16 protein-coding genes are annotated in these 21,751 nt (G+C 52.7%); 9 read left to right on the forward strand and 7 right to left on the reverse strand.

What is annotated here, in order from left to right; translation table 11 throughout:
• The first annotated feature begins 31 nt into the window (after positions 1 to 31).
• Both holA and PMIT1303_RS09490 read left to right on the forward strand, forming a co-directional pair.
• Positions 32 to 1,042 carry a DNA polymerase III subunit delta gene (holA, locus tag PMIT1303_RS09485; RefSeq protein WP_063398516.1) on the forward strand — a complete coding sequence of 337 codons (1,011 nt, stop codon included), beginning with the start codon at positions 32 to 34 and terminating at the stop codon, positions 1,040 to 1,042.
• Between the two features lie 48 nt (positions 1,043 to 1,090).
• Positions 1,091 to 2,878: an aspartate kinase gene (locus PMIT1303_RS09490; protein WP_063398517.1), complete on the forward strand. Its 1,788-nt coding sequence runs from the start codon at positions 1,091 to 1,093 to the stop codon at positions 2,876 to 2,878.
• A gap of 620 nt (positions 2,879 to 3,498) precedes the next feature.
• On the opposite strand, the gene uvrB is transcribed toward PMIT1303_RS09490, so the two are convergent.
• The 3 genes from uvrB to PMIT1303_RS09510 all read right to left on the reverse strand — a co-directional run bounded on the left by uvrB (position 3,499) and on the right by PMIT1303_RS09510 (position 6,883).
• Positions 3,499 to 5,538, reverse strand: coding sequence for an excinuclease ABC subunit UvrB (uvrB, locus tag PMIT1303_RS09500; RefSeq protein WP_063398519.1), 2,040 nt, complete (start codon positions 5,536 to 5,538; stop codon positions 3,499 to 3,501).
• A 104-nt stretch (positions 5,539 to 5,642) separates the two neighbouring features.
• Positions 5,643 to 6,062 (reverse strand): phage holin family protein, encoded by a 420-nt coding sequence (locus PMIT1303_RS09505; protein WP_063398520.1) that lies wholly within the window; start codon positions 6,060 to 6,062, stop codon positions 5,643 to 5,645.
• Positions 6,063 to 6,106: 44 nt separating this feature from the next.
• On the reverse strand, positions 6,107 to 6,883 hold the full coding sequence (locus tag PMIT1303_RS09510; RefSeq protein WP_063398521.1) for a DUF561 domain-containing protein: 777 nt from the start codon (positions 6,881 to 6,883) through the stop codon (positions 6,107 to 6,109).
• A gap of 83 nt (positions 6,884 to 6,966) precedes the next feature.
• Between PMIT1303_RS09510 and tilS the strand changes: the two genes are divergently transcribed.
• Both tilS and PMIT1303_RS14080 read left to right on the forward strand, forming a co-directional pair.
• Positions 6,967 to 7,998 (forward strand): tRNA lysidine(34) synthetase TilS, encoded by a 1,032-nt coding sequence (gene tilS / locus PMIT1303_RS09515; protein WP_063398942.1) that lies wholly within the window; start codon positions 6,967 to 6,969, stop codon positions 7,996 to 7,998.
• Complete coding sequence (locus PMIT1303_RS14080; RefSeq protein WP_231901437.1) at positions 7,959 to 10,001, forward strand: hypothetical protein; 2,043 nt, start codon at positions 7,959 to 7,961, stop codon at positions 9,999 to 10,001. Before tilS ends, PMIT1303_RS14080 begins: the two co-directional genes overlap by 40 nt.
• Positions 10,002 to 10,062: 61 nt before the next feature.
• Here the strand turns inward: PMIT1303_RS14080 and PMIT1303_RS09525 are convergent, their stop codons facing one another.
• From PMIT1303_RS09525 to PMIT1303_RS09535, 3 genes are all read right to left on the reverse strand, one after another.
• The gene (locus PMIT1303_RS09525) at positions 10,063 to 12,066 is read right to left on the reverse strand and encodes a ribonuclease J (RefSeq protein ID WP_063398522.1); all 2,004 of its coding nucleotides are present in this window, start codon (positions 12,064 to 12,066) and stop codon (positions 10,063 to 10,065) included.
• 100 nt (positions 12,067 to 12,166) lie between these two features.
• On the reverse strand, positions 12,167 to 13,075 hold the full coding sequence (dapA, locus tag PMIT1303_RS09530) for a 4-hydroxy-tetrahydrodipicolinate synthase (RefSeq protein WP_011129444.1): 909 nt from the start codon (positions 13,073 to 13,075) through the stop codon (positions 12,167 to 12,169).
• Positions 13,072 to 14,103, reverse strand: coding sequence for an aspartate-semialdehyde dehydrogenase (locus tag PMIT1303_RS09535; protein WP_063398523.1), 1,032 nt, complete (start codon positions 14,101 to 14,103; stop codon positions 13,072 to 13,074). Before PMIT1303_RS09535 ends, dapA begins: the two co-directional genes overlap by 4 nt.
• Positions 14,104 to 14,275: 172 nt before the next feature.
• Here PMIT1303_RS09535 and tig point away from each other — a divergent pair, with 172 nt between their 5' ends.
• From tig to PMIT1303_RS09560, 5 genes are all read left to right on the forward strand, one after another.
• The gene (gene tig / locus PMIT1303_RS09540) at positions 14,276 to 15,715 is read left to right on the forward strand and encodes a trigger factor (RefSeq protein WP_063398524.1); all 1,440 of its coding nucleotides are present in this window, start codon (positions 14,276 to 14,278) and stop codon (positions 15,713 to 15,715) included.
• 46 nt (positions 15,716 to 15,761) lie between these two features.
• On the forward strand, positions 15,762 to 16,436 hold the full coding sequence (gene clpP, locus PMIT1303_RS09545; protein ID WP_011824758.1) for an ATP-dependent Clp endopeptidase proteolytic subunit ClpP: 675 nt from the start codon (positions 15,762 to 15,764) through the stop codon (positions 16,434 to 16,436).
• A gap of 88 nt (positions 16,437 to 16,524) precedes the next feature.
• Positions 16,525 to 17,883, forward strand: coding sequence for an ATP-dependent protease ATP-binding subunit ClpX (clpX, locus tag PMIT1303_RS09550; RefSeq protein ID WP_063398525.1), 1,359 nt, complete (start codon positions 16,525 to 16,527; stop codon positions 17,881 to 17,883).
• A 4-nt stretch (positions 17,884 to 17,887) separates the two neighbouring features.
• Positions 17,888 to 18,568, forward strand: a complete 681-nt coding sequence (locus PMIT1303_RS09555) for a lecithin retinol acyltransferase family protein (protein WP_063398526.1) — start codon at positions 17,888 to 17,890, stop codon at positions 18,566 to 18,568.
• Positions 18,569 to 18,591: 23 nt separating this feature from the next.
• Positions 18,592 to 20,406 carry a DNA polymerase III subunit gamma/tau gene (locus tag PMIT1303_RS09560; protein ID WP_063398527.1) on the forward strand — a complete coding sequence of 605 codons (1,815 nt, stop codon included), beginning with the start codon at positions 18,592 to 18,594 and terminating at the stop codon, positions 20,404 to 20,406.
• A 4-nt stretch (positions 20,407 to 20,410) separates the two neighbouring features.
• Here the strand turns inward: PMIT1303_RS09560 and PMIT1303_RS09565 are convergent, their stop codons facing one another.
• Entirely contained in the window at positions 20,411 to 21,742 is a 1,332-nt protein-coding gene (locus tag PMIT1303_RS09565) for a glycosyltransferase family 2 protein (protein WP_063398528.1), read from the reverse strand.
• Positions 21,743 to 21,751: the final 9 nt, after the last annotated feature.

The raw sequence follows: 21,751 nt of genomic DNA on the forward strand, positions 1-21,751 counted from the left end.
ATCAGTTAACGATCTTCGGTCTGCCGCTGCAATGCCGATCCATCTCATCTGGGGCGATGATGCCGCCGCCCGAGACCACGCCATCGAGACTCTGATCGGCGATGTTGTCGATCAAGCATGGAGCAGCATCAACCTCAGCCGCCTCGATGGAGCTGATGCTGGGCAAGCCAGCCAAGCCTTGACAGAAGCACGCACACCACCCTTCGGAAGTGGCGGACGACTGGTGCTGTTACAGCGCAGTCCCTTCTGCAACGCTTGCCCGAGCGAACTGGCCAATCGTTTCGAAGACGTGCTGGATCTGATTCCAGAAACCAGCCACCTGGTGCTATGCAACCCCAACAAACCAGACGGCCGACTGCGAACAACGAAGGCCTTACAAAAGCTTGTGAAGTTGAAGCAAGCCAGCGAAAAAAGCTTTCTGCTGCCGGCGATCTGGGATGGTGCCGGTCAGCAGGAGCTGGTGGAACGCACCGCCCGCGACTTAGGCCTGCAGCTGGAGCCTGAAGCCACTACAGCACTGGTGGAAGCCATCGGCAATGACAGTACGCGACTCACCGCAGAGCTGCAAAAACTGGCTCTCCATGCCGACATTCGCCAAGAAAGCGCAACTGCTAACCAATCACCAACTTTGATTAAAGCCGAAAACGTAGCCGCGCTGATTGAAGGAATGGCCACCAATGCACTACAGGTTGGAGATTCACTCTTGGCAGGCCATGCCGGAGAAGCGATCGCCCGTCTTGATGCACTCCTGGATGCCGGTGAGCCAGCACTTCGCATCGTGGCCACCTTGACAGGCCAAATCAGAGGGTGGCTTTGGGTGAGTTTGCTGGAGCAGCAAGGGGAACGAGATGTGAACGTGATTGCCAAAGCAGCAGGCATTGGCAACCCCAAGCGGATCTACGTGATGCGCAAACAGCTACAGGGCCGACCACCGCAGCGATTCCTCACCCTGCTCAGTCGCTTGCTTGAAGTAGAAGCCGCCCTCAAGCGAGGTGCAATCCCTACTGATGCCTTCCGCGACGGGTTACTCAGCACTCCCTAATCCAGTGACGACACGCTGAAATAATCAGAATGTGTGTCAAGGGCATGGATGGCGTTGCTGGTGCAAAAATTCGGCGGATCATCCGTCGGCAACGTCGAGCGCATCCAAGCCGTCGCTGAGCGGATTGCGACCAGCAAAGATCTCGGCCACGACCTGGTGATTGTGGTATCCGCTATGGGCCAAACCACTGATGAGCTCACAGCCCTAGCGAAAGTGATCAGCGGCAATCCCCCTCAACGGGAAATGGACATGCTGCTAGCCACCGGAGAACAGGTTTCGATCTCCTTGCTTTCAATGGCACTGCATGAACTGGGTATACCAGCCATTTCGATGACTGGAGCCCAAGTGGGCATCGTGACAGAGTCTGCCTATGGCCGCGCTCGAATCCTAGACGTCCGCACTGAGCGCCTGCAATCCCTGTTGAGCACTGGAAAGGTGGTAGTCGTAGCAGGCTTCCAGGGCACAAGCCTGAGCAGCGTTGGCACCGCAGAGATCACCACCCTCGGCCGCGGTGGTTCAGATACATCTGCAGTTGCCATAGCAGCCGCCCTAGGAGCAGATGCCTGCGAGATCTACACCGATGTACCAGGAGTGCTCACAAGTGATCCACGTCAGGTCAGCGATGCCCAACTGATGCAAGAAGTGAGTTGCGACGAGATGCTTGAGCTGGCCAGTCTGGGCGCCTCCGTGTTGCACCCCCGTGCAGTCGAGATCGCCCGCAACTTTGGAGTCGCCCTGGTCGTGCGTTCTAGCTGGAGCAACGAAGCCGGAACCAAGCTCACAAGCAAATCAAAGCGCCCCATCGGTCGAGAAGGTCTAGAGCTTGGTCGCCCTGTGGATGGCGTTGAACTTGCCGAAGGTCAAGCGGTGATCGCCCTCTCTCACGTGCCAGATCAACCGGGTGTCGCAGCCACACTTTTTGAGAACCTCTCTAGCGATGGCGTGAATGTGGACCTAATCATCCAATCAACCCATGAAGGCAACAGCAATGACATTGCCTTCACAGTGGCCGAAGCCGACTTAGCGAAAGCCCACTCACTTTGCGAAGGGCTGCTTAAAAGCGTCGGTGGCAAACTCTCAGCTGAAGCCGGAATGAGCAAACTAAGCATCAGCGGAGCAGGAATCATGGGACGCCCCGGTATCGCCGCAAGCCTTTTCGACACGATCTCACGGGCAGGAATCAACCTACGGCTGATCGCCACCAGTGAGGTGAAAGTCAGCTGCGTCATCGATGCAACGCTGGGCAGCAAAGCCCTGCGTGCAGTCAGCACAGCCTTTGAACTCAGCGACAGCCAAGTACGCATCAATCCTTTGGTCAACGGCAAAGGTGAACCAGAAGTTCGAGGGGTAGCACTCGATCAAGGTCAGGCCCAGCTAAGTGTGCGAGGGGTGCCGAATCGGCCTGGGACAGCAGCAGCTCTTTGTTCAGCGATGGCAGAGGCAGGAATCAGCCTCGATGCGATTGTGCAATCGGAGCGACAACATGAGGATGGAAGCCGGGATATCAGCTTCACCCTCAAGCGCGATGAGCGAGAGCAAGCCAATAAGACTCTTGCCCCCCTACTTGCGCAATGGCCAGGAGCCAATCTGGAAGAAGGTCCTGCAATCGCCCGGGTGAGCGCAGTGGGTGCAGGCATGCCCGCCACCGCAGGTACAGCAGGCCGGATGTTCCGAGCTCTCGCAGATGCAAAGATCAATATCGCCATGATCGCCACCAGTGAAATCCGCACAAGTTGCGTGGTGGCTGAACCCGATGGGGTCAAGGCGCTGCAATCAGTGCATAAAGGCTTTGGGCTGGGTGAAGAGACTGGTCATCCAGTACAAAGCAACTCGTAATGGCTGAGAAGTTCAGCTAGGCAATCATTCAGCAGAAAGACATCCGGTTTTCATGGATTGATTCAGCTTCAAATAAACGTTGCGCCAACCTTCCAGTCTTGTTCTGAATGGGTATAGGCCTCAGCTTCCTGCAATGAACCAAAACGGCTAACAGCCTCAGCAGAGACGAGCCCCATCCCAATGGCTCAACACCCTTTAGATCACCATTCAGATGCTGAAGCGAATGGATGAACTCATGACTAATCAAGAGGCAGGGCACCTCTATAGACATCGGCCTTCAGCGCAATCTAATAGTGCCCAATGAGCCATTTAAAGCCCTATGGCTGGCATTCTTACGAGCTCATCAGATGCACCGCTAAGCACCCTTACACCAAGTAACGGCCCTGCCTCAATGAACTCATGCGCGAGCTCAATAGACTGCCCAGCACAAAGTTGTTTCGAGCTTATTTCGGCTACAGAAAAACTCGCTAAAGACTCATCAAGTCGTTGTCTTGGTTCAAAGAACAGCGCCATTCAGGCTAATGAACAAGGATCAAAGTTCCGACAACTACAAGTATCAGATGGAATGCAAACAAAAGATACTTTATAGAAAAGGTGATCGCATGAACAATGGCACATGATCAAGTATTGCGAATTAGCTTCTGCCTGAACTTCTTGATGCGATCGCGCAGGCTTGCTGCTTCCTCAAAATTAAGATTCTTGGCAGCTTCTTTCATCTTTGTTTCGAGCTGGTCAATCAACTCAGGCAAAGCATCAAGGGCTAAGCCAGCATCCTGAGCTGAATCAAGCGCATCAACAGCCCGCCCAGTAATCTGCACCAAGTCAGCATCTTTACCATCCGTCTGTAAGCGCCTTGATAACTCGAGAAACGAGAGGATCGAATTGCTCGCTCTCTTACCCGCTGGCCTTGGCACGATGCCATTCAATTCGTTGTAAGCCTTTTGAATCTCGCGTCTTCGCTCAGTTTCACTAATCGCTCTTGCCATCGAATCTGTCAAGTTGTCTGCATAAAGAAGGGCCATCCCATCCACATGCCTAGCCGCACGGCCAATGGTCTGAATCAGCGACCGCTCTGCTCGCAAGAAACCTTCCTTATCAGCATCAAGAATGACCACTAAAGACACCTCCGGAAGATCCAAACCTTCTCGAAGAAGATTGACACCAACAAGAACATCATATTCACCTAATCTCAAATCCTGAATAATCTCAATCCGCTCGATTGAATGGATTTCCGAGTGTAGATAACGAACGCGCACATCATTCTCAGCCAGATAATCGGTAAGATCTTCCGCCATACGTTTGGTCAGGGTGGTGATTAACACTCTCTCCTGCTTCTTTGCTCTAATACGGATTTCCGCCAACAAGTCGTCGACCTGGCCTTGCGTCGGTCGCACTTCCACCAAGGGATCAAGAACCCCTGTGGGCCGAATCACCTGTTCAGCCAGCTGACCATCACTCTGCGTGAGCTCCCAATCACCTGGCGTCGCACTAACAAATACAGTTTGCCTCGCCTTCCTCCAGAATTCCTCACTCTTGAGAGGACGATTATCAGCAGCACTAGGCAATCGAAAACCATGCTCAATTAAAACTTTCTTACGAGCTTGATCGCCGTTGTACATCGCCTTAAGCTGAGAACATGTCACATGACTTTCATCAACCACCAGCAACCAATCCTCAGGGAAATAGTCAATCAAGCATTCAGGAGGCGTTCCCGCGGAACGGCCAGCAAGATGGCGAGCATAGTTTTCAACACCATTGCAATAACCAACCTCCCGCAACATCTCCAAGTCGTAGGCAGTGCGTTGCTCTAAACGCTGCGCTTCCAAAAGCTTGCCTTGTTCATTGAGCACCTGCAAACGCTCACGCAGTTCATCACGAATCGCTTGAACTGCAACATTCAATCGCTCTTTAGGAGTCACAAAATGTTTGGCCGGATAAATATTAATGGCTTCCAAGCTTTGCAAAATCTCACCTGTTGTTGGATCCAGATAACGGATTGCCTCTACCTCATCACCAAAAAGCTCAATCCGTACTAGCCGATCTTCATAAGCAGGGCCAATCTCCAAGACATCCCCTCTCACGCGAAAGCGACCCCGCGTAATATCAAAGTCATTTCGACTATATTGATTATCAACCAACTCCCGCAATGAACTGCGAAGATTGAGTGTTTCGCCAACTTTAAATTTAACAGCAGCCTTTAGATATTCGCTAGGAATGCCTAGACCATAAATGCAGCTGATTGAAGCTACTACAATGACATCATTACGCTCAAATAAGGAACGCGTTGCTGAATGACGTAGCATATCAATCTCTTCATTGATTGAAGCTGTCTTGGCTATGTAGGTATCACTAACAGGCACGTAAGCCTCTGGCTGATAATAATCATAGTAAGAAATAAAATATTCAACAGAATTATCAGGAAAGAACTCCCTAAACTCATTGCAAAGTTGCGCAGCAAGCGTCTTGTTATGAGCCAAGACAAGAGCCGGACGGCCAGTCTGAGCAATCAAATTGGCAATCGTGAATGTCTTACCCGTACCTGTCGCTCCTAAAAGCGTCTGATAACGCTGGCCCTGATTGACCCCCTCCACCAACCGCGCAATCGCAGTGGGCTGATCCCCCTTCGGGCTATAGGGCGCCTTGAGCTGATACTTCGGCATTAGGGCCGTAACGGGCAGCTGCTTAGCCTATGAGCAGATGCCATGAACGGGCTATTCCAGACTGCCTCCAAAGCTGATGACCTTCTAACCAATGCCTTGAACTCTCAGGCTGAAAGCAAAGCAGCTCTCGTGAACTCAATATCAGCGATGCCGAGAAATCGCAACACAATCGTGCTCACAACGCTGTAAAAGACAGCGCCGCAGATGGCACTAAGCAAACCGTTCTTGAGCCGAAAACCATTAATCAGCCAGGCTGCCAGAGCAAATAAAAGGATCGTGATCAACCAGTTGAACAAAAACGACACTGGCCAGATCAGCCCCCCCAAGGACGTAATTGCCCAGAATGGAGCCAACAGCAACTTGAGAGGCACGATCAACAACGTACCCAATAGGCCAATCATCACCGCCGACCAAAATGCTGTGCTGAAATTGGCCATCTCAATGCCAAGGGGCAACGCAGCAACCAATAACAAAATGAGGGCCCGAATGGGCCATTGCAGCAACCAGCCGAGCGATCCAAGCATTTAAAACAACCTATGCAAAGCAGCTGACTAGACCGTGATTCACGTTAGTGAATCACTTCAGATTTGGGCGTACTGAGAGCTTCACGCAAGCCCCGCACAACAGCAACCATCGCCAGCTCATCATTGAGACGGTTCACCGCAGATCCAACACCTACACCAGCGGCACCAGCAGCAATAGCCATGGGCACCGTCACTGCCGATAAACCAGAAGCACAAAGCACAGGAACTACCCGATCAGCAGCCTTCAGTGCTGCAGAAATACTGTGAACAGCGGCCAAAGTGGGAGCAGCTTTCTCAATCAAGCCAAGACTTCCAGCACTAAATGGTTTAGCGCTCGTGCCGCCCTCCGTCTGAATCAGATCGGCACCGGCAGCAACCAGATCCACTGCCAGTTGCTCCTGCTGATCCATCGCCAACACATGTGGCACGGTCACACTCAACACCACCTCAGGCAACAACACCCTGGTTAAACGAGTCAGCTCAAAGACTTCGGCGGCACCAAAGATCCGACCCTGAGGATAAAAAGCATCGAAATTTCCAATTTCCACCATGGCAGCACCAGCTGCAACAGCTGCAGGGAAAAGCTCAGGGTCCACCGCTGACACACAAACCGGAACTCCAGCGGATTCCCGGATCGCCACTTGCACCAGATCTGGATCACAAGCCACATCAATCAGATCAGCGCCACCGTGGCCAACAGCCCGCGCCACCTGCGCCACCGAGAGGGCCTCGAAATTCATCAAACCAGCGATCACCTTGAGGGCCGAGCGCTGCTCGAGACGCTGACGCAAGTGTGTTGGCAACTGAGCGAGGCGTGTCATTTAATCAACGATCTTTAGATCCATACTCCCATTTGCCAGGCTCCTGCACGGCAGACTGGCCTCAGCTGAATGACCACTGCGCCATGGCCTCATCCAGCTCAGCGCAGCTGCCCTGGAGCGCCTGGCACGCGCGTCTGCATCACAAACTGCTAGCGAATCCAGATCTACTGCCAGCAGAAGTTTCACTCTTGATCGCCGTGTCCGGCGGTCAAGATTCGATGGCCCTGCTTGGCCTATTGATCGATCTCCAACGCAAACATGGCTGGTCTTTAGAGGTGTGGCATGGCGACCACAACTGGCATGAACAATCAGCCGCGATCGCAACTGAGCTCAAGGATTGGTGTGAAGCACACAACTTGAGCTTCTGGTCTGATCAAGCCAAACCTGGACAAACCAACAACGAAGCCACAGCGCGACATTGGCGATATGCACAACTGGCGCTTCACGCAGAACGTTTGTCATCCAACAACCCAAACCATCCATGCCGGTATGTGCTCACAGGCCACACCAGTTCTGATCGAGCTGAAACCTTGCTACTCAACCTTGCCCGAGGTGCGGACCTCGCGGGACTGAGCAGCATGCGCCAATGCAGGCCCATCAGCAAAGGCAATCCTCACAAAAACGTGCAGCTCATACGCCCTTTGCTGGGGTTCTCGCGTGAGGACACCGCCCAGATTTGCAGCGAGCTGTCCTTACCTATCTGGCTTGATCCTGCCAATTCCAATCCAGACTTCAGCCGCAACCGAGTCCGCCAAGAAGTGCTACCAGTACTGGAATCTCTCCATCCGGGCTGCAGCCTGCGCATGGCCGCTCTCGCCGAAAGGCTCAACCATCACCATGCGGACCAGGAAGCCATCGCCATGCTGGCTCTCAACAACCTCAGCAAGCAAAGCGGCCTCTGTCGTAAGGACCTTGCCCAACTACCGATCACAGCAAGAACAACTCTGTTGGCCTATTGGCTAAAGCGATCAGGAGCACCAAGTCTGCCAGCAGTCCAACTTGAACAGATCAGCCAAAGCATTGCCCCCGGAAAACCACCTGGATCTCTACACCTCGCGCAGGGCTGGAAAGTCCAATGGCAGCGAAACTCGGTACAACTAGAACATCACGACTGACTCCGGTGGACGGCGACTTCCAACAGCAGTACCTGGCCGCCGAGAAGGCCTATGGGGCAGGAAATTACGAAGCAGCTCAATCAATCTGTGAACACCTGCTAGGCCAACTAGAGCTGCACCAGAAAGGACCTGAGCAAGAAGCAATGCTGGCATGGCGGGCCTTTGTTGCTCTGCTAATGGGCCACATCCTGCTCTACGGAATGAACGATATCCAACAAGCCCAACACCACTACAACCTGGTTCTAGATAGCCAACCACAAGACACGTTGAAAGAACTCGCCGAACAAGGCTTAGAACGATGCCAAGGCGAATTGCAACGGCAACCAGCAACAACACAATCAGAAGCGACAGAGGCTGGCTCAGCAGTTGAACAACCAGAAGCTTCACAAGCCTTTCAAAGGGAGGCCAGCACAAGCGCGCCGCTACCTGAACTGCTTCGCGACCCATTCCTGAAGGCAGATACAGCGATCAACAACCAAGCCAATGGAGCAGAATTACCGCCATTTCTTCAACATCAAGACCCGGCAGAAGCCATCGCAAAGGATGCCAATCGCCAGCCATCAACAGATCTCATTCGTGATCCATTCCTTTCTCAAGAGCACACAATCATAAGCGCAACAAATACTCAAGCAACAACACCAACTTGGCTCAAATCAACAACTGATAATGACGGTAATTCAACGTCAAAGGCATCAACCCAAGCAGCTAAAGAACATTTTGATGGCAAGAGCAGCAATCAAGAATCAGTTCAAAAATCAGAAAAAAAGAATCAGACAATAGAATCACAAATCATTGAGCAAAATGTCAACACATCAGAGTCGTTCATTGAGGAAGAGAAGGCAGAGTCTCAGGATGCAAAAAATAGCGAAGTCAACATAACCAAGCAACAACAAAACCCAGAATCAAACAGAGAAATTGAGATCGGAGCAAACTCTGAATCCAAAGAGATTGAAGCAGAAGCAACAACCGTCGATTTCGCCATCGTTGCAAATCAGGAGCCTAATGATAGCAATGGCGGCTTTGAGATCTCCAAATCACAATCAGAGATGATTCTGATTACAAGTGAGCATGAAGACGACGGCAACATACAAGACAATCTTCCAGAAGACTTGCCAGCTGATATTGCACAAGACCTACTCAAAAACTCGATCATGCGGGTGATGGTGCCGCGCACAGGAACAGAAACGCAACCACCTCAAGCAAAAAAATCTGCAATCAAATCCATCAATAAGTCTGTCGAAGTCCCCAAAACAAACGAAGTGCTTAACTCCAAGCTTGAAGTCATCAAAGCGGTCAAAGATGGTTGGGATGGCTTCCGTAAATCTCCTCGAGAATTTGTTGTCTTCACTCTACTTATAGGTGCATTTAACTTAGGCTTTCAAGCAATAGGCAGCCTTCTAGTTAATGAGAACAACCCTATAAACATTGGCACGATAATCATTATCGTCTGCTCAAGCCTTGGCAGTGCAATTGTCAACCTTTGGGGCTTGACAGGAATGATTCGAGGGTCCTGGATGGTACTCAACGGCCAACGCCCTAATTTTGCTGATTTCATCCGCTGGGATGGCAGAGCTTATTTGCGCCTATTTATCAGGCAATTAGTTTTTGGATTCTTATTTTTTCTGCTCATCATTACTGGCGGCCTGCTTGCAGGTGGCCTGGCAATCATTAATCAGATTGTGATGTTCATACCAATGATTATCATTGCAATTTTTGGGGTCATTCTGAGTATTAACCAAATTTTTCTTCCCTGGATCGCGTTGCTAGAAGAGCTTGGCCCAATAGCAACAATCCAGCGCGGCTGGCAGGTTGTCAATCCATCCTGGTTAATGGTGGCCCTACTTGCCCTCTTCCAACTCCTGATCTTGACGGTCGGAACACTGCTCTGTTTTATTGGGTTGTTGGGCGCAGCTCCATTAGCAGCTTGCATCTCCACGGCTGCCTACCGACAACTGTTCAAAGAAGAAGCTGACCAAAGCGTTGCTCTAAGCAACGCCAACTAAATCACCAGGATCTGGTCAGAGCCAAAACTGCATCAATGCAAGCCAGCCAAAGGGTCTTGCCTTAGGCAACAGCTGAGCGACGGCGGCGTGTGCGACCGGAAGGCATCTCTGCTGACTCCGGTTCAGATTGAGTCTTGACATTGGCTTGATCAGAAACCGTCTTAGTAGCCGATGTTGCTGACACAGCTGCCGCAACCTTGACAGGAGCCGCAGCTGGAGTTCGGCGCCCGTTACTAGCCAGATCACGATCGCCACGAATGCGGGTCACCGATCGATCCTCAGGTTCAGCATCAGCCATACCCTTATAAGCAGGTGTTCCGCCTGGTGCCGGCTGAACTAAACACAAAAGCAAGGGCTCAACTTGCAACTCACGACGCATACGACGACCCAAGCCCACTTCCACTTCTCGCTGCAAACCCATCCAATCCACTTCAGGAGCTTTGCCATCCGTATGACGAGAAAACTGCTTCCAGCGGTTTTCCAACACCCAGCTTATTTCCCGTTCAGTCCAGAGCGACATCTTGCGAGGATCAGCAGCGGTCACGACACCTCGCAAGTTCACTCTTGGCGGTGCAACCATCACTCCATCGGTACTGATTGCAGCCAGCACAGTGACAACACCATCTTCAGCAAGTTGCTGGCGCTCTTTCAAAACACGAGCATCAACAATGCCATTGCGAGAAGCATCGAGAAGTTCAATTCCTGCCTTTACTGAGTCTCCTTTACTAATCGAATCAGCTGAAAGTTGAACGACATCACCATTATCAAGAATCAAAATGTTGTCGCTGGCTACGCCCATCGACTGAGCAGTCTTGCTGTGACAAATAAGCATGCGATGCTCACCATGGACAGGCACAAAAAACTTTGGCTTTGTTAAAGCCAGCATCAACTTGTGATCCTCCTGGAAGCCATGCCCAGACACATGGATACCCTCTCCCTTGCCATAGACCACCTTGGCTCCCAGCATCATCAAGCGATCAATGGTATTCACAACTGAGATCGTGTTACCCGGAATCGGACTGGCCGAAAAGATAATCGTGTCTGAGTTCTTGACCTGCACATGTTGATGCTCTCCGCGTGAGATGCGACTTAAAGCAGCCAACGGCTCGCCCTGACTCCCTGTCATCAACAACAGAGTCTCGCGATCAGGCATGTCACGAATCTGTTTGATCGGTACGAACAGATCATCTGGGGCACGCATATAGCCGAGTTCACGCGCCTTAGCGATCACATTGAGCATCGATCGCCCAAGCAAACCAACTTTGCGTCCGTTCTTTAAGGCCAGCTCCAAAATCATTGAAACGCGGTGAATGGAGCTCGCAAAAGTTGTGATAATCACTCGACCATCAGCTTGAGCAATATGGCGATCTAAAGCAGGAAATACCGATCGCTCAGGTGGGCAGAAGCCAGGCACTTCAGCATTGGTTGAATCACTGAACAAACACAAAACACCTTGCTCGCCGTAATGTGCAAGGCGAGCCATATCAAAATTTTCACCATCCACAGGAGTATGGTCAAACTTGAAGTCTCCTGTGAAGATCACCGAGCCAACAGGAGTGGTGATGGCAAGCGAAAAGCTATCTGCCATCGAGTGGGTATTGCGGATAAATTCCACCGAAAAATGTTGTCCAACCTTGACAACATCCCTTGGACTCACGGTCTGGATCGTGGTGCGATCTGTAACACCAGCCTCTTCCATCTTGCCCTGGAGCATTGACATGGCCAGACGCGGGCCATAGATCACTGGAATATTGAAGTGCTTGAGGTGATGAGGAATCCCACCAATATGATCTTCATGACCATGGGTCACGATCATGCCGCGGATGCGCTTTTGGTTCTCGCGTAGATAACTGGTGTCTGGCATCACCACATTGACGCCATGCATTCCATCACTGGGAAATGCCAGGCCAGCATCCACCATCATGATGTCGTCGCCGTACTCGAACACGCAGGTGTTCTTGCCAATCTCATGGAGCCCACCAAGGGGAATCACTCGTAAGCAGGGCTCTTTGGCTTTACCGTCTCTAGAAGAGGTGGATCTGGAAATGGTGGAACTAGACGTCATGACAAAAGCGTACGAAAACTATTTGGGGACTGAAATGAAGCGAGCGCTCATGGCGAAAAGCTAAAGCGTCAAGCAATCAATGTGGGAAACAGCCGTGGCGTCAGGTCTGACACAAGGCAGTCAAGGTGTTTGAAAGAGCATCTCGCATAACGGGGTCAAGAGGAAGCAAAGGGAGGCGGGGGGATCCGACCGGCCAACCGCTGAGCTCGAGGGCTGCTTTAACAGGAATCGGATTGGTGGTGACAAATAGAGCCTTGAACAAAGGTTGCAACTGCTCGTGATAACTGAGGGCAAGAGCACCCTGACCATTGAGATAGGCCTCAATCATCGCCTTAAGCCGACGACCTACAAGGTGACTTGCGACACTCACCACCCCAACAGCCCCCACCGACAACATGGGCAAAAGCAAGCCATCGTCGCCGCTGTAAACAGCCAGTTTTGAACCACACTGCAACCTCAACTGCGTCACCTCATCCGTGGTGCCACTGGCGGCTTTGAAACTCACCACATTCGGACATTCCATCAACCTTGCAACTGTTGCTGGAGCAAGCGAACAGCCAGTGCGCCCAGGAATGTTGTAGAGCATCAGCGGCAACTCAGGGGCAGCCTGAGCAATAGCCCTGAAATGGGCTTCAAGACCTTCCTGCGGAGGCTTGTTGTAATAAGGAACAACCACCAATGCCCCATCAGCACCCACCGCAGCTGCCTGAGTGGTGGCCTCTATCGCCTCAGCGGTGCTATTGCTACCAGTACCGGCAAGAACCTTCACACCTGGCCCCACTGCCTGACGGACCACCCCAAGCAATTGATGCTGCTCCTGCCAGCTCAAAGTGGGCGATTCCCCAGTCGTGCCGCAGACAACCAGCCCATCAGATCCCTCATCCACGAGATAGCGAGCAAGACGACCAGCCAAAGCCAGATCAACGCATCCATCAGCGTCAAAGGGTGTGACCATGGCCGTCAGCAAACGGCCAAAAGGAGTTGGAGACAACTCAGCAGCAGAGCTCATGATGACGACAACAACAATTCTGCAATTTGGATCGCATTTAGAGCGGCACCTTTACGGATCTGATCCCCGCATAGCCAAAGCTCGAGAGCATTGGGATGACTGATGTCCTGCCGAATGCGACCCACCGCAACCGGATCGCGATCAGTGACATCGATAGGCATGGGAAAGCGATTCTGCTCAAAATCTTCGATTAACTCGAGCCCCGCTGCCACCTTCAGCAATTGGCGAGCTTCTTCCACTGGAAAAGGCTCGTCAAACTCAATATTCACAGCCTCCGAATGGGCTCTAAGTACAGGCACCCGAACACAAGTTGCGGTAAAGCGCAAATCAGGAAGGCCCATAATTTTGCGCGTTTCATTGACCATCTTCATTTCCTCCTCGCAATAGCTATTGGCCATCAATGGAGAGTTGTGCAGGAACAAGTTGAAGGCAAGTGAATGAGGAAGCACTTCACTACAAGGCGTGTCGCCCGCTAAAACAACCTGAGTGAGCTGCTTGAGCTCCTCCATAGCGCGTGCACCTGCACCACTCGCCGACTGATAGGTGCTGACAACAACGCGACGCAAAGCACGTCTTGCAGCCAAAGGTGCCAGCACCAGAGTTAACAAAATCGTTGTGCAATTCGGATTGGCAATAACCCCCTGATGCTCTGCAACCGCCTCAGGATTGACCTCTGGCACCACGAGTGGCACGTCGGCATCCATCCTGAAGGCACTGGAGTTGTCAATCATCAGCGCACCTGCTGAGTTGATCACCTGCCGCCACTGACGCGATACGGATCCACCAGCTGAGGCCAGCACCAAATCAACCCCCTCAAAAGCAGCTTCGCTCACCTCCTGAACGACGAGGCTGGAGCCATTCCAAGGTTGAACATGGCCCGCAGAACGCGCAGATGCCAATAAGCGCAACTCACCAATGGGAAACGAGCGTTCCTGCAGCAGCTGAAGCAGCTCCTGACCCACTGCGCCACTGGCACCAAGCACAGCAACTGTGAGGGGACGATCGGGAAAAAACGATATGGGAAGCAAGCGGTGAGATCAGGTTATTGACTGAGTTCAGGGGTTCGATCTCAATAAAAAATTGAACCCAGCTGGGATAAAGCCCTAAGCCTCAATAAGGCAAGACGTTGAGACCACAATACGTGTTGAGAGATGAACTGACGCTTTCTTAGGGTGGTCTTCTGCTCGCAGTCGTCCGTCCATGAGTGCCACAGCACTACAGGTCAAAACCACGCAGAAACCCAATAGTCGGCTTGCTCTGGAAGTAGCGGTACCAGCAGAGCGCTGCCAGGCCAACTATGAGGCCGCTGTCACCCGCTTAAGCCGCACCATCAATCTTCCAGGCTTCCGCAAGGGGAAGGTTCCGCGTGCCGTTCTGCTGCAACAGATCGGCCTGGTAAGAATCCGTGCAACAGCCTTAGAAACGCTCGTCGATGCTGTCTGGCGTGAAGTCCTCGAACAAGAATCAATCGAGCCACTTTGCGAACCCGAACTCAGTGGCGGCTTTGACGCTCTTCTGGAAAGCTTTCAGCCCGGCGAGGCACTGACCCTCACCCTTGAGACAGACGTCACCCCAACCCCAAAACTTAAGGCCACCAAAGGGCTCCAAGCCGAAGCAGAAGTGGTGACTTTCGATCCCAGCAAGGTCGATGAACTGATCGAACAATCCCGCAAACAACTAGCAACCCTTGTACCCGTCGAAAGTCGCCCAGCAGCAATCGGCGATATCGCTGTGGTTAGTTTCAGCGGCACCTACGACGACGACGGCAGCGCAATCGAAGGCGGAAGTAGTGAGTCCATGGATGTCGATCTTGAAGATGGACAGATGATCCCCGGCTTCGTGGAAGGGATTATCGGTATGAGCTTGGGCAGTGAGAAAACTGTTGATTGCCACTTCCCAGACGATTACTCGAAAGAGGATGCTCGCGGCCGTAAAGCCAGCTTTGTGATCAACCTCAAGGAGCTCAAAACCCGCGAGTTGCCGGATCTTGACGATGCCTTCGCCCAGCAGTCCAGTGACAAAGCAACTCTGGAAGAACTTCGCAACGATCTAGAACAACGTCTTCAGGAAGACGCAAAGCGTCGTGATCGCAGCAATCGGCACGACGCTTTGCTGGAAGCATTGACTGAGCAGCTGGAAGTAGATCTACCAAACACCCTTGTGCAGCAAGAGATACGCAACCTTGTTGAACAAACTGCCAGTCAATTCGCCCAACAGGGGATGGACGTGAAATCCATGTTCACACCAGAGCTTGTGCGTTCCTTGATGGAATCATCACGCCCAGAAGCCGAAGAGCGCCTACGTCGCAGTCTTGCCCTCACTGCACTAGCTGAAAGCGAAGATCTCAAAATAGAAGAGAGTGAAATCAGCGCCAAGGTCAAGGAAGTAAGCCGCGAGCTTTCTGGCGAACGCGATATTGACCCGGCAAGGTTGCGTCAAGCTGTTAGCGACGACTTACTCAAAGACAAATTGCTGGACTGGCTCGAAGACAACAGCACCATTACCGAAAAGGTGCTTGAAAGCGAAGCAAAAACCAGTAAGCCCGCTGCAAAATCCAAAGGCAGCAAAACTAAGTCCACAAAAACCAAGACCAACAAAGCCAAGACTGAAAAACCTGCCTCGGACAAAACCAAGTCCTGAATGGCACCAATAGATTGATAAAAGTGCTCCCCTAAAGCCCAAACGAGTGATCGATTCCTGCTGCTACCACCCCATCCACAATCGCTGGCCGGGCATTCGTCCTGTCTCATCACCAGGGATCCTGCCCACAGTGGTGGAACAGTCGGGCCGAGGAGAACGGGCATTCGACATTTACTCACGCTTGCTACGTGAGCGAATCATCTTTCTTGGCACTGGTGTCGACGATCAAGTGGCAGATGCCCTCGTTGCTCAGATGCTCTTCCTTGAAGCCGAAGATCCCGAAAAGGACATCCAGATCTATATCAACTCCCCAGGTGGTTCAGTGACCGCTGGTTTGGCTATCTATGACACCATGCAGCAGGTCGCTCCAGACGTCGTGACCATCTGTTATGGCCTTGCTGCCAGCATGGGGGCTTTCCTTCTCTGCGGAGGTACCAAAGGCAAGCGACTGGCACTACCCAATGCACGGATCATGATTCATCAGCCCCTGGGTGGTGCCCAGGGCCAAGCAGTAGACATCGAAATCCAGGCCAAGGAGATCCTCTTCTTAAAAGAAACCCTCAACGGCCTTCTCGCCGAGCACACTGGCCAACCCCTCAACAAAATCGCTGAAGACACTGACCGCGACCACTTCCTTTCTCCAGCAAAAGCGGTTGAATACGGACTGATCGATCGGGTTGTGGATAGCCTCACAGGCGGTGGAATCGTTACGGAAGGGTGACGCAACCCTGATCTGACACGATCCTGAGCGTTCAGGCTGGCCAACATTCGTCAGATCCTGTCTGCCCGTTTGCAGTGATCACAGCCCGATGGCCAAATTCGACGCCCATCTAAAGTGCTCTTTCTGCGGCAAGTCTCAGGACCAAGTACGCAAATTGATTGCCGGGCCAGGTGTCTACATCTGCGACGAATGCATCGATCTCTGCACCGAGATCCTGGATGAAGAGCTTGTCGATAGCCAAGGCAACCCACGTCACAGCAGCGAGTCCAATCGCAAGTCTGCAACTGCTTCCCATAAAAGTGGAAAGCCAGCACCCACACTCGCCACCATACCCAAACCTCAGGAGATCAAAAACTTCCTAGATAAGCAAGTGGTGGGGCAAGAAGCTGCCAAAAAAGTACTTTCAGTCGCCGTCTATAACCACTACAAACGCCTGGCTTGGCAAGGTGACGGCCAAGGCGAAACCGATCTCTCTGCAACCAGGCTCCACAAGTCAAACATCCTGCTCATCGGCCCAACAGGCTGTGGCAAAACCCTATTAGCCCAGACCCTGGCCGAACTCCTGGACGTGCCCTTCGCCGTTGCTGATGCGACCACACTGACCGAAGCCGGCTACGTGGGCGAGGATGTCGAAAACATTTTGCTGCGGCTATTGCAAAAAGCCGACATGGACGTGGAGCATGCCCAGCGCGGCATCATTTACGTCGATGAGATCGATAAGATCGCCCGAAAAAGTGAAAACCCCTCCATTACCCGCGACGTATCCGGTGAAGGAGTACAGCAAGCCCTGCTAAAGATGCTCGAAGGCACAGTCGCCAACGTGCCCCCCCAAGGAGGGCGTAAACACCCCTATCAAGACTGCATCCAAATCGACACCAGCCAGATCCTCTTCATCTGCGGTGGTGCCTTCATTGGCCTCGAAGATGTGGTGCAACGGCGACTAGGCCGTAATGCTATCGGTTTTATGCCCAGCGATGGTCGAGGGCGCAGCCGTGCCAATCGTGATCTAAAGGCCTCACAGGTGCTTCACCACCTTGAAGCCGACGACCTCGTGCGTTATGGCTTGATCCCTGAATTCATTGGCCGCATTCCCGTGAGTGCAGTGCTTGAACCACTTGATTCACAAGCACTCGAATCGATTCTCACGGAGCCTCGTGACGCACTGGTCAAGCAATTCAGCACCCTGCTGAGCATGGACAACGTGCAGCTTGAGTTTGAATCAGATGCCGTAGAAGCTATCGCCCAGGAAGCACATCGGCGCAAGACCGGGGCCCGAGCACTACGAGGCATCATCGAAGAGTTAATGCTGGATTTGATGTACGACCTTCCCTCAAAGAAGAACGTGAAGAAATTCACCGTGACCCGCACGATGGTTGATGAACATACCGGCGGCAAGGTGCTGCCTCTACCAGCCAACGACGAGCGATCGCATCAGGAATCAGCCTGATCCAGTGGCGACGGCTGACCACCTAAGGGTGCCCCGCCAACACGGACTTTTTTTGCATCACGGAATTGATCTTGGAGATGGCAGCGTGGCCCACTATCTAGAAGGTCGGTCAATCCTGCGCAGCTCCCTTGAAGACTTCTCTCGCGGTGCAACTGTGAACGTGGTGAATCACACCCAAGCCTCTCCCTCAGGCGTGACCCTGAGACGAGCGATGAGTCGCATTGGAGAGCAGCGCTACAACCTACTTTTCAATAATTGTGAGCACTTTGCCAACTGGTGCAAAACCGGGCGACATCGAAGCAGCCAGGTCGAGGACTGGATGCAAACCAGCAGCCTAGGAGCGCTGGCACTGGGTCAAATCATCCCTGCTGCCCTACTGACAGGATTATCACTACTCCTTCGGCGAGGATTGGTGGATGAAACCTCGCGGGAACGTGCAAGGCAAGCAGTAGCTCAACTGAAAAGTCTGCGCGTGAACTTACTCAACAAACTGGAAGCAACACTGGAGCAAGCAGAGGGATGGCTTCATGGCGAACCAGACAACAACTTGATCGATCACCACAACTCCCGCAGCCGTTCTTTGCTGTTAAAAGGTCAGACCCTTGCCGATGAACTAGCAGCAATAGAAGATCTAGAAGCCCGCATCACTGCATTGCTCGACGAACCAAAAGCCAAGCCTGAGTAACCTCAACATCCCGCCAGCAGCGCATGAGCCAGGCCTACCAGCCGCTGCATCACAAATATCGACCACAGCGCTTCGATGCCCTGGTGGGGCAGGCCGCGATCGCCGCGACCCTCAGTCATGCCTTGCGCAGCAGCAGGATCGCACCGGCCTATCTATTCAGCGGTCCACGAGGCACTGGTAAAACCTCCAGTGCTCGCATCCTGGCCCGATCACTCAACTGCTTGAACTGCGACCAGCCAACACCCGAGCCATGCGGAAACTGTGAGCTCTGCAAAAGCATTGCCGCCGGCACAGCACTAGACGTGATCGAAATCGACGCCGCCTCGAACACCGGCGTAGACAACATTCGCGAACTGATCGAACGCTCCCGCTTTGCCCCGGTACAAGCCCGCTGGAAGGTGTATGTGGTGGACGAATGCCACATGCTCTCAACCGCCGCCTTCAATGCCCTACTGAAGACGCTTGAAGAACCACCGCCACGGGTGGTGTTCGTACTAGCAACAACCGATCCACAGCGAGTGCTGCCAACCATCCTCAGCCGTTGTCAGCGTTTTGATTTCAGGCGGATTCCACTGGAAGCGCTTGAAAAACACCTAGAGATGATCGCCACTCGTGAAGCCATTCCGATTGAGCCCGAAGCCCTGCATGTGGTAGCCCAGCGAGCCCAGGGAGGGCTTCGAGATGCGGAAAGCTTGCTTGATCAGCTCAGCCTGCTTCCAGGGCCCATCAAAGCAGAAGCTGTATGGGAGTTGATGGGAGCCGTGCCAGAGCAAGAGCTGCTGAAACTAGCCGCAGCCTTGGCCCAAGCCGATCCACTCTGCTTATTGGAAACCTGCCGAAACCTGCTGAATCGAGGCCGTGATCCAGGTGCACTTCTGCAAGGGCTGGCAGCGGTGTTGCGAGATTTGGTGCTCATGACTGCCGCACCCGATCGCCCTGAACTCACAAGTGTTTCTCCACAATTCCGCAATCAATTGCCGCCCCTAGCCAGCCAAATAGGTCGTCAACAGCTTTTGCAATGGCAGGTCCAACTCAAAGGAAGCGAAAGTCAGCTGCGTCACAGCGTTCAACCCCGTCTCTGGCTTGAAGTGCTTCTGCTGGGTCTGCTGGCCGAACCACCTTCCAGTGAAGCTGTAACCGCAGTGCCAATAACAAAGACAGCTCAACCAATAAACCCAGCTGCGCAGGCGATCACTGCCAACGCATTGACCCCGACAACACAAATCCAACAACCCCCTTCTGGATCAACGACGACCCACGATCCAGTCTCAGCAATCACCCCAAACGCAGTACCCGATCCACCTCCAGCCCAGAGAACCCCTAACAACAATCTGCAGGAGTTATGGCAACAAATACTTGGCAGTTTGGAGTTACCTTCCACACGCATGTTGCTCTCTCAGCAAGCCCAGCTAGTGCGCCTTGATGACCATCGCGCCGTGGTTCAAGTTGCCGGCAACTGGATGGGAATGGTGCAAAGCCGTGCAACCCTCCTGGAACAAGCAATAGCAAAAGCCCTGGGAAATTCCAGACAGCTTGTTCTCGAAAGCCAAAGCGGAAGTGCCACACCAATGCCCAGCCCACAAAAAACGGGTGCGGCACCAACACCAAACACATCCGCTTCCACTGCTGAACCATCACCACCACCACAAGTTCAATCCAGCTCTACAGGCGCTTATCCCCCAGATCCTGCAACCAGCGCCGCCATCACAGACCAGCAAAAGCCTCTAGAGGAGGATTCTCCTCCGACTCAGCCCACTTCCTCTTTAGAACCCATCGACAGCAAAGCAAAGCGACTAGCTGACTTCTTCAACGGCAAAGTGCTGGACGTGGACCTTTAAACATTCAAACCTGAACAGGCTGTTGGCCATGATGACTGGTCTTGGCCCACACCAAACTCTTCGGGAACAGTGCCATCCGTACTGTGACCCAAGGGATGACCACAAACCAGTGAGACAAATAAGTAATCGCCACCACAAGATTCCACGGGGTTGGCGATGGCAAAGCAGGCCCATCACTGATGCTCCTACAACCGCGCCAGTAAGCCATCCCTGAAATGCTGAAGGCCACGATCGAAAGGGGCCAATAGGTTGGGATAGTGCGTGTCAATAATGTGGTGAACAGATCAGCGAAAGACACCACTGGGAGGGCGTATTGAAGGAGGAAAAAACAAGCCAAATCACGACGCTGAGCCAGAGTTAACTTGCTGGACATCAAGACTGGCCAGTAGTCAAAAAATCGCTGCAATCCACCCTCGGCCCAACGTTGCCGTTGTCTCCAAAGAGCTGACAAGCTCTCCACTGCCTCCTCCTGCACTGGAGGGTTCCAGACAATCCCGACCAAAGCTCCATCTGTAAGTAAACGGAAACTCAGATCAAGATCATCTGTGACCGTATTTTCATTGAATCCCCCACAAGCCTCCAGCGTGGAGCGTTGAATCAACTGGCCATTTCCACGCAGCTCTACCACGCCTCCCCCCGCTAAGCGTCCTTGTTGAATCAAGGCATCCATAGCCATCTCCATCGCCTGAACCCTGGTGAGCAGATTGTGCTGAGAGTTGATCACCGCCTTACGCAACTGCACAGCAGACCACCCACCCTGTTGGGCAAATAACACCAGACGCTGGAGCAGGTCATCCTGCAACTGGGCATCAGCATCAAGAATCAAAAGCCATTCCCCCTGAAGCTGCTGGAGTGCTGCATTAAGAGCTCCAGACTTTCCGCCGCCTGCTCCAGAAGGACGATGAATCACGTTTAAAGAAGGAAACTGCTGCTGCAACTCATCCAGTAGAGCTGGCGTTCGGTCCTGACTACCATCATCAATAATCCAAGTAGAAAGCTTGTCCTTGGGATAGTTCAGACCGGCAAGACGTTCCACCAACCGATCAACCACAGCTTCCTCATCCCTGGCAGCGACCAAAACATCAACGCTGGGCCAGACATACTCAGCAGAGGGCTCAAGCCCTATTTCATTGGCATTGGCAGACGAGTGCTGCCGATCGCGCAAAACCGTGCGCAGGCCATACCCTCCCAAGACAAAAGCAAGCGTAATTGCAGGCAAAAGACTTCTACTTGCTTCCAACCAAAGGTGGGGTGCTGCACCAGCCCAACCGCAAGCAATCAAAAACAGGGCTGTCTTGCCGCGTCGATAATCCCCAATGACAGCGGCGGCGGCCATGCATAGACC

It is taken from the genome of Prochlorococcus sp. MIT 1303 (genome assembly GCF_001631965.1).
GTDB lineage: Bacteria > Cyanobacteriota > Cyanobacteriia > PCC-6307 > Cyanobiaceae > Prochlorococcus > Prochlorococcus marinus_D.

What these genes read in the sequence shown, in the direction of transcription:
- PMIT1303_RS09565 (WP_063398528.1), bottom strand. Translation starts at nt 21,742, where the DNA reads ATGGCCGCCGCCGCTGTCATTGGGGATTATCGACGCGGCAAGACAGCC.
- PMIT1303_RS09560 (WP_063398527.1), top strand. Translation starts at nt 18,592, where the DNA reads ATGAGCCAGGCCTACCAGCCGCTGCATCACAAATATCGACCACAGCGC.
- PMIT1303_RS09510 (WP_063398521.1), bottom strand. Translation starts at nt 6,883, where the DNA reads ATGACACGCCTCGCTCAGTTGCCAACACACTTGCGTCAGCGTCTCGAG.
- PMIT1303_RS09525 (WP_063398522.1), bottom strand. Translation starts at nt 12,066, where the DNA reads ATGACGTCTAGTTCCACCATTTCCAGATCCACCTCTTCTAGAGACGGT.
- PMIT1303_RS14080 (WP_231901437.1), top strand. Translation starts at nt 7,959, where the DNA reads ATGGCAGCGAAACTCGGTACAACTAGAACATCACGACTGACTCCGGTG.
- PMIT1303_RS09490 (WP_063398517.1), top strand. Translation starts at nt 1,091, where the DNA reads ATGGCGTTGCTGGTGCAAAAATTCGGCGGATCATCCGTCGGCAACGTC.
- tig (WP_063398524.1), top strand. Translation starts at nt 14,276, where the DNA reads ATGAGTGCCACAGCACTACAGGTCAAAACCACGCAGAAACCCAATAGT.
- uvrB (WP_063398519.1), bottom strand. Translation starts at nt 5,538, where the DNA reads ATGCCGAAGTATCAGCTCAAGGCGCCCTATAGCCCGAAGGGGGATCAG.
- dapA (WP_011129444.1), bottom strand. Translation starts at nt 13,075, where the DNA reads ATGAGCTCTGCTGCTGAGTTGTCTCCAACTCCTTTTGGCCGTTTGCTG.
- tilS (WP_063398942.1), top strand. Translation starts at nt 6,967, where the DNA reads ATGGCCTCATCCAGCTCAGCGCAGCTGCCCTGGAGCGCCTGGCACGCG.
- holA (WP_063398516.1), top strand. Translation starts at nt 32, where the DNA reads ATGCCGATCCATCTCATCTGGGGCGATGATGCCGCCGCCCGAGACCAC.
- clpX (WP_063398525.1), top strand. Translation starts at nt 16,525, where the DNA reads ATGGCCAAATTCGACGCCCATCTAAAGTGCTCTTTCTGCGGCAAGTCT.
- PMIT1303_RS09505 (WP_063398520.1), bottom strand. Translation starts at nt 6,062, where the DNA reads ATGCTTGGATCGCTCGGCTGGTTGCTGCAATGGCCCATTCGGGCCCTC.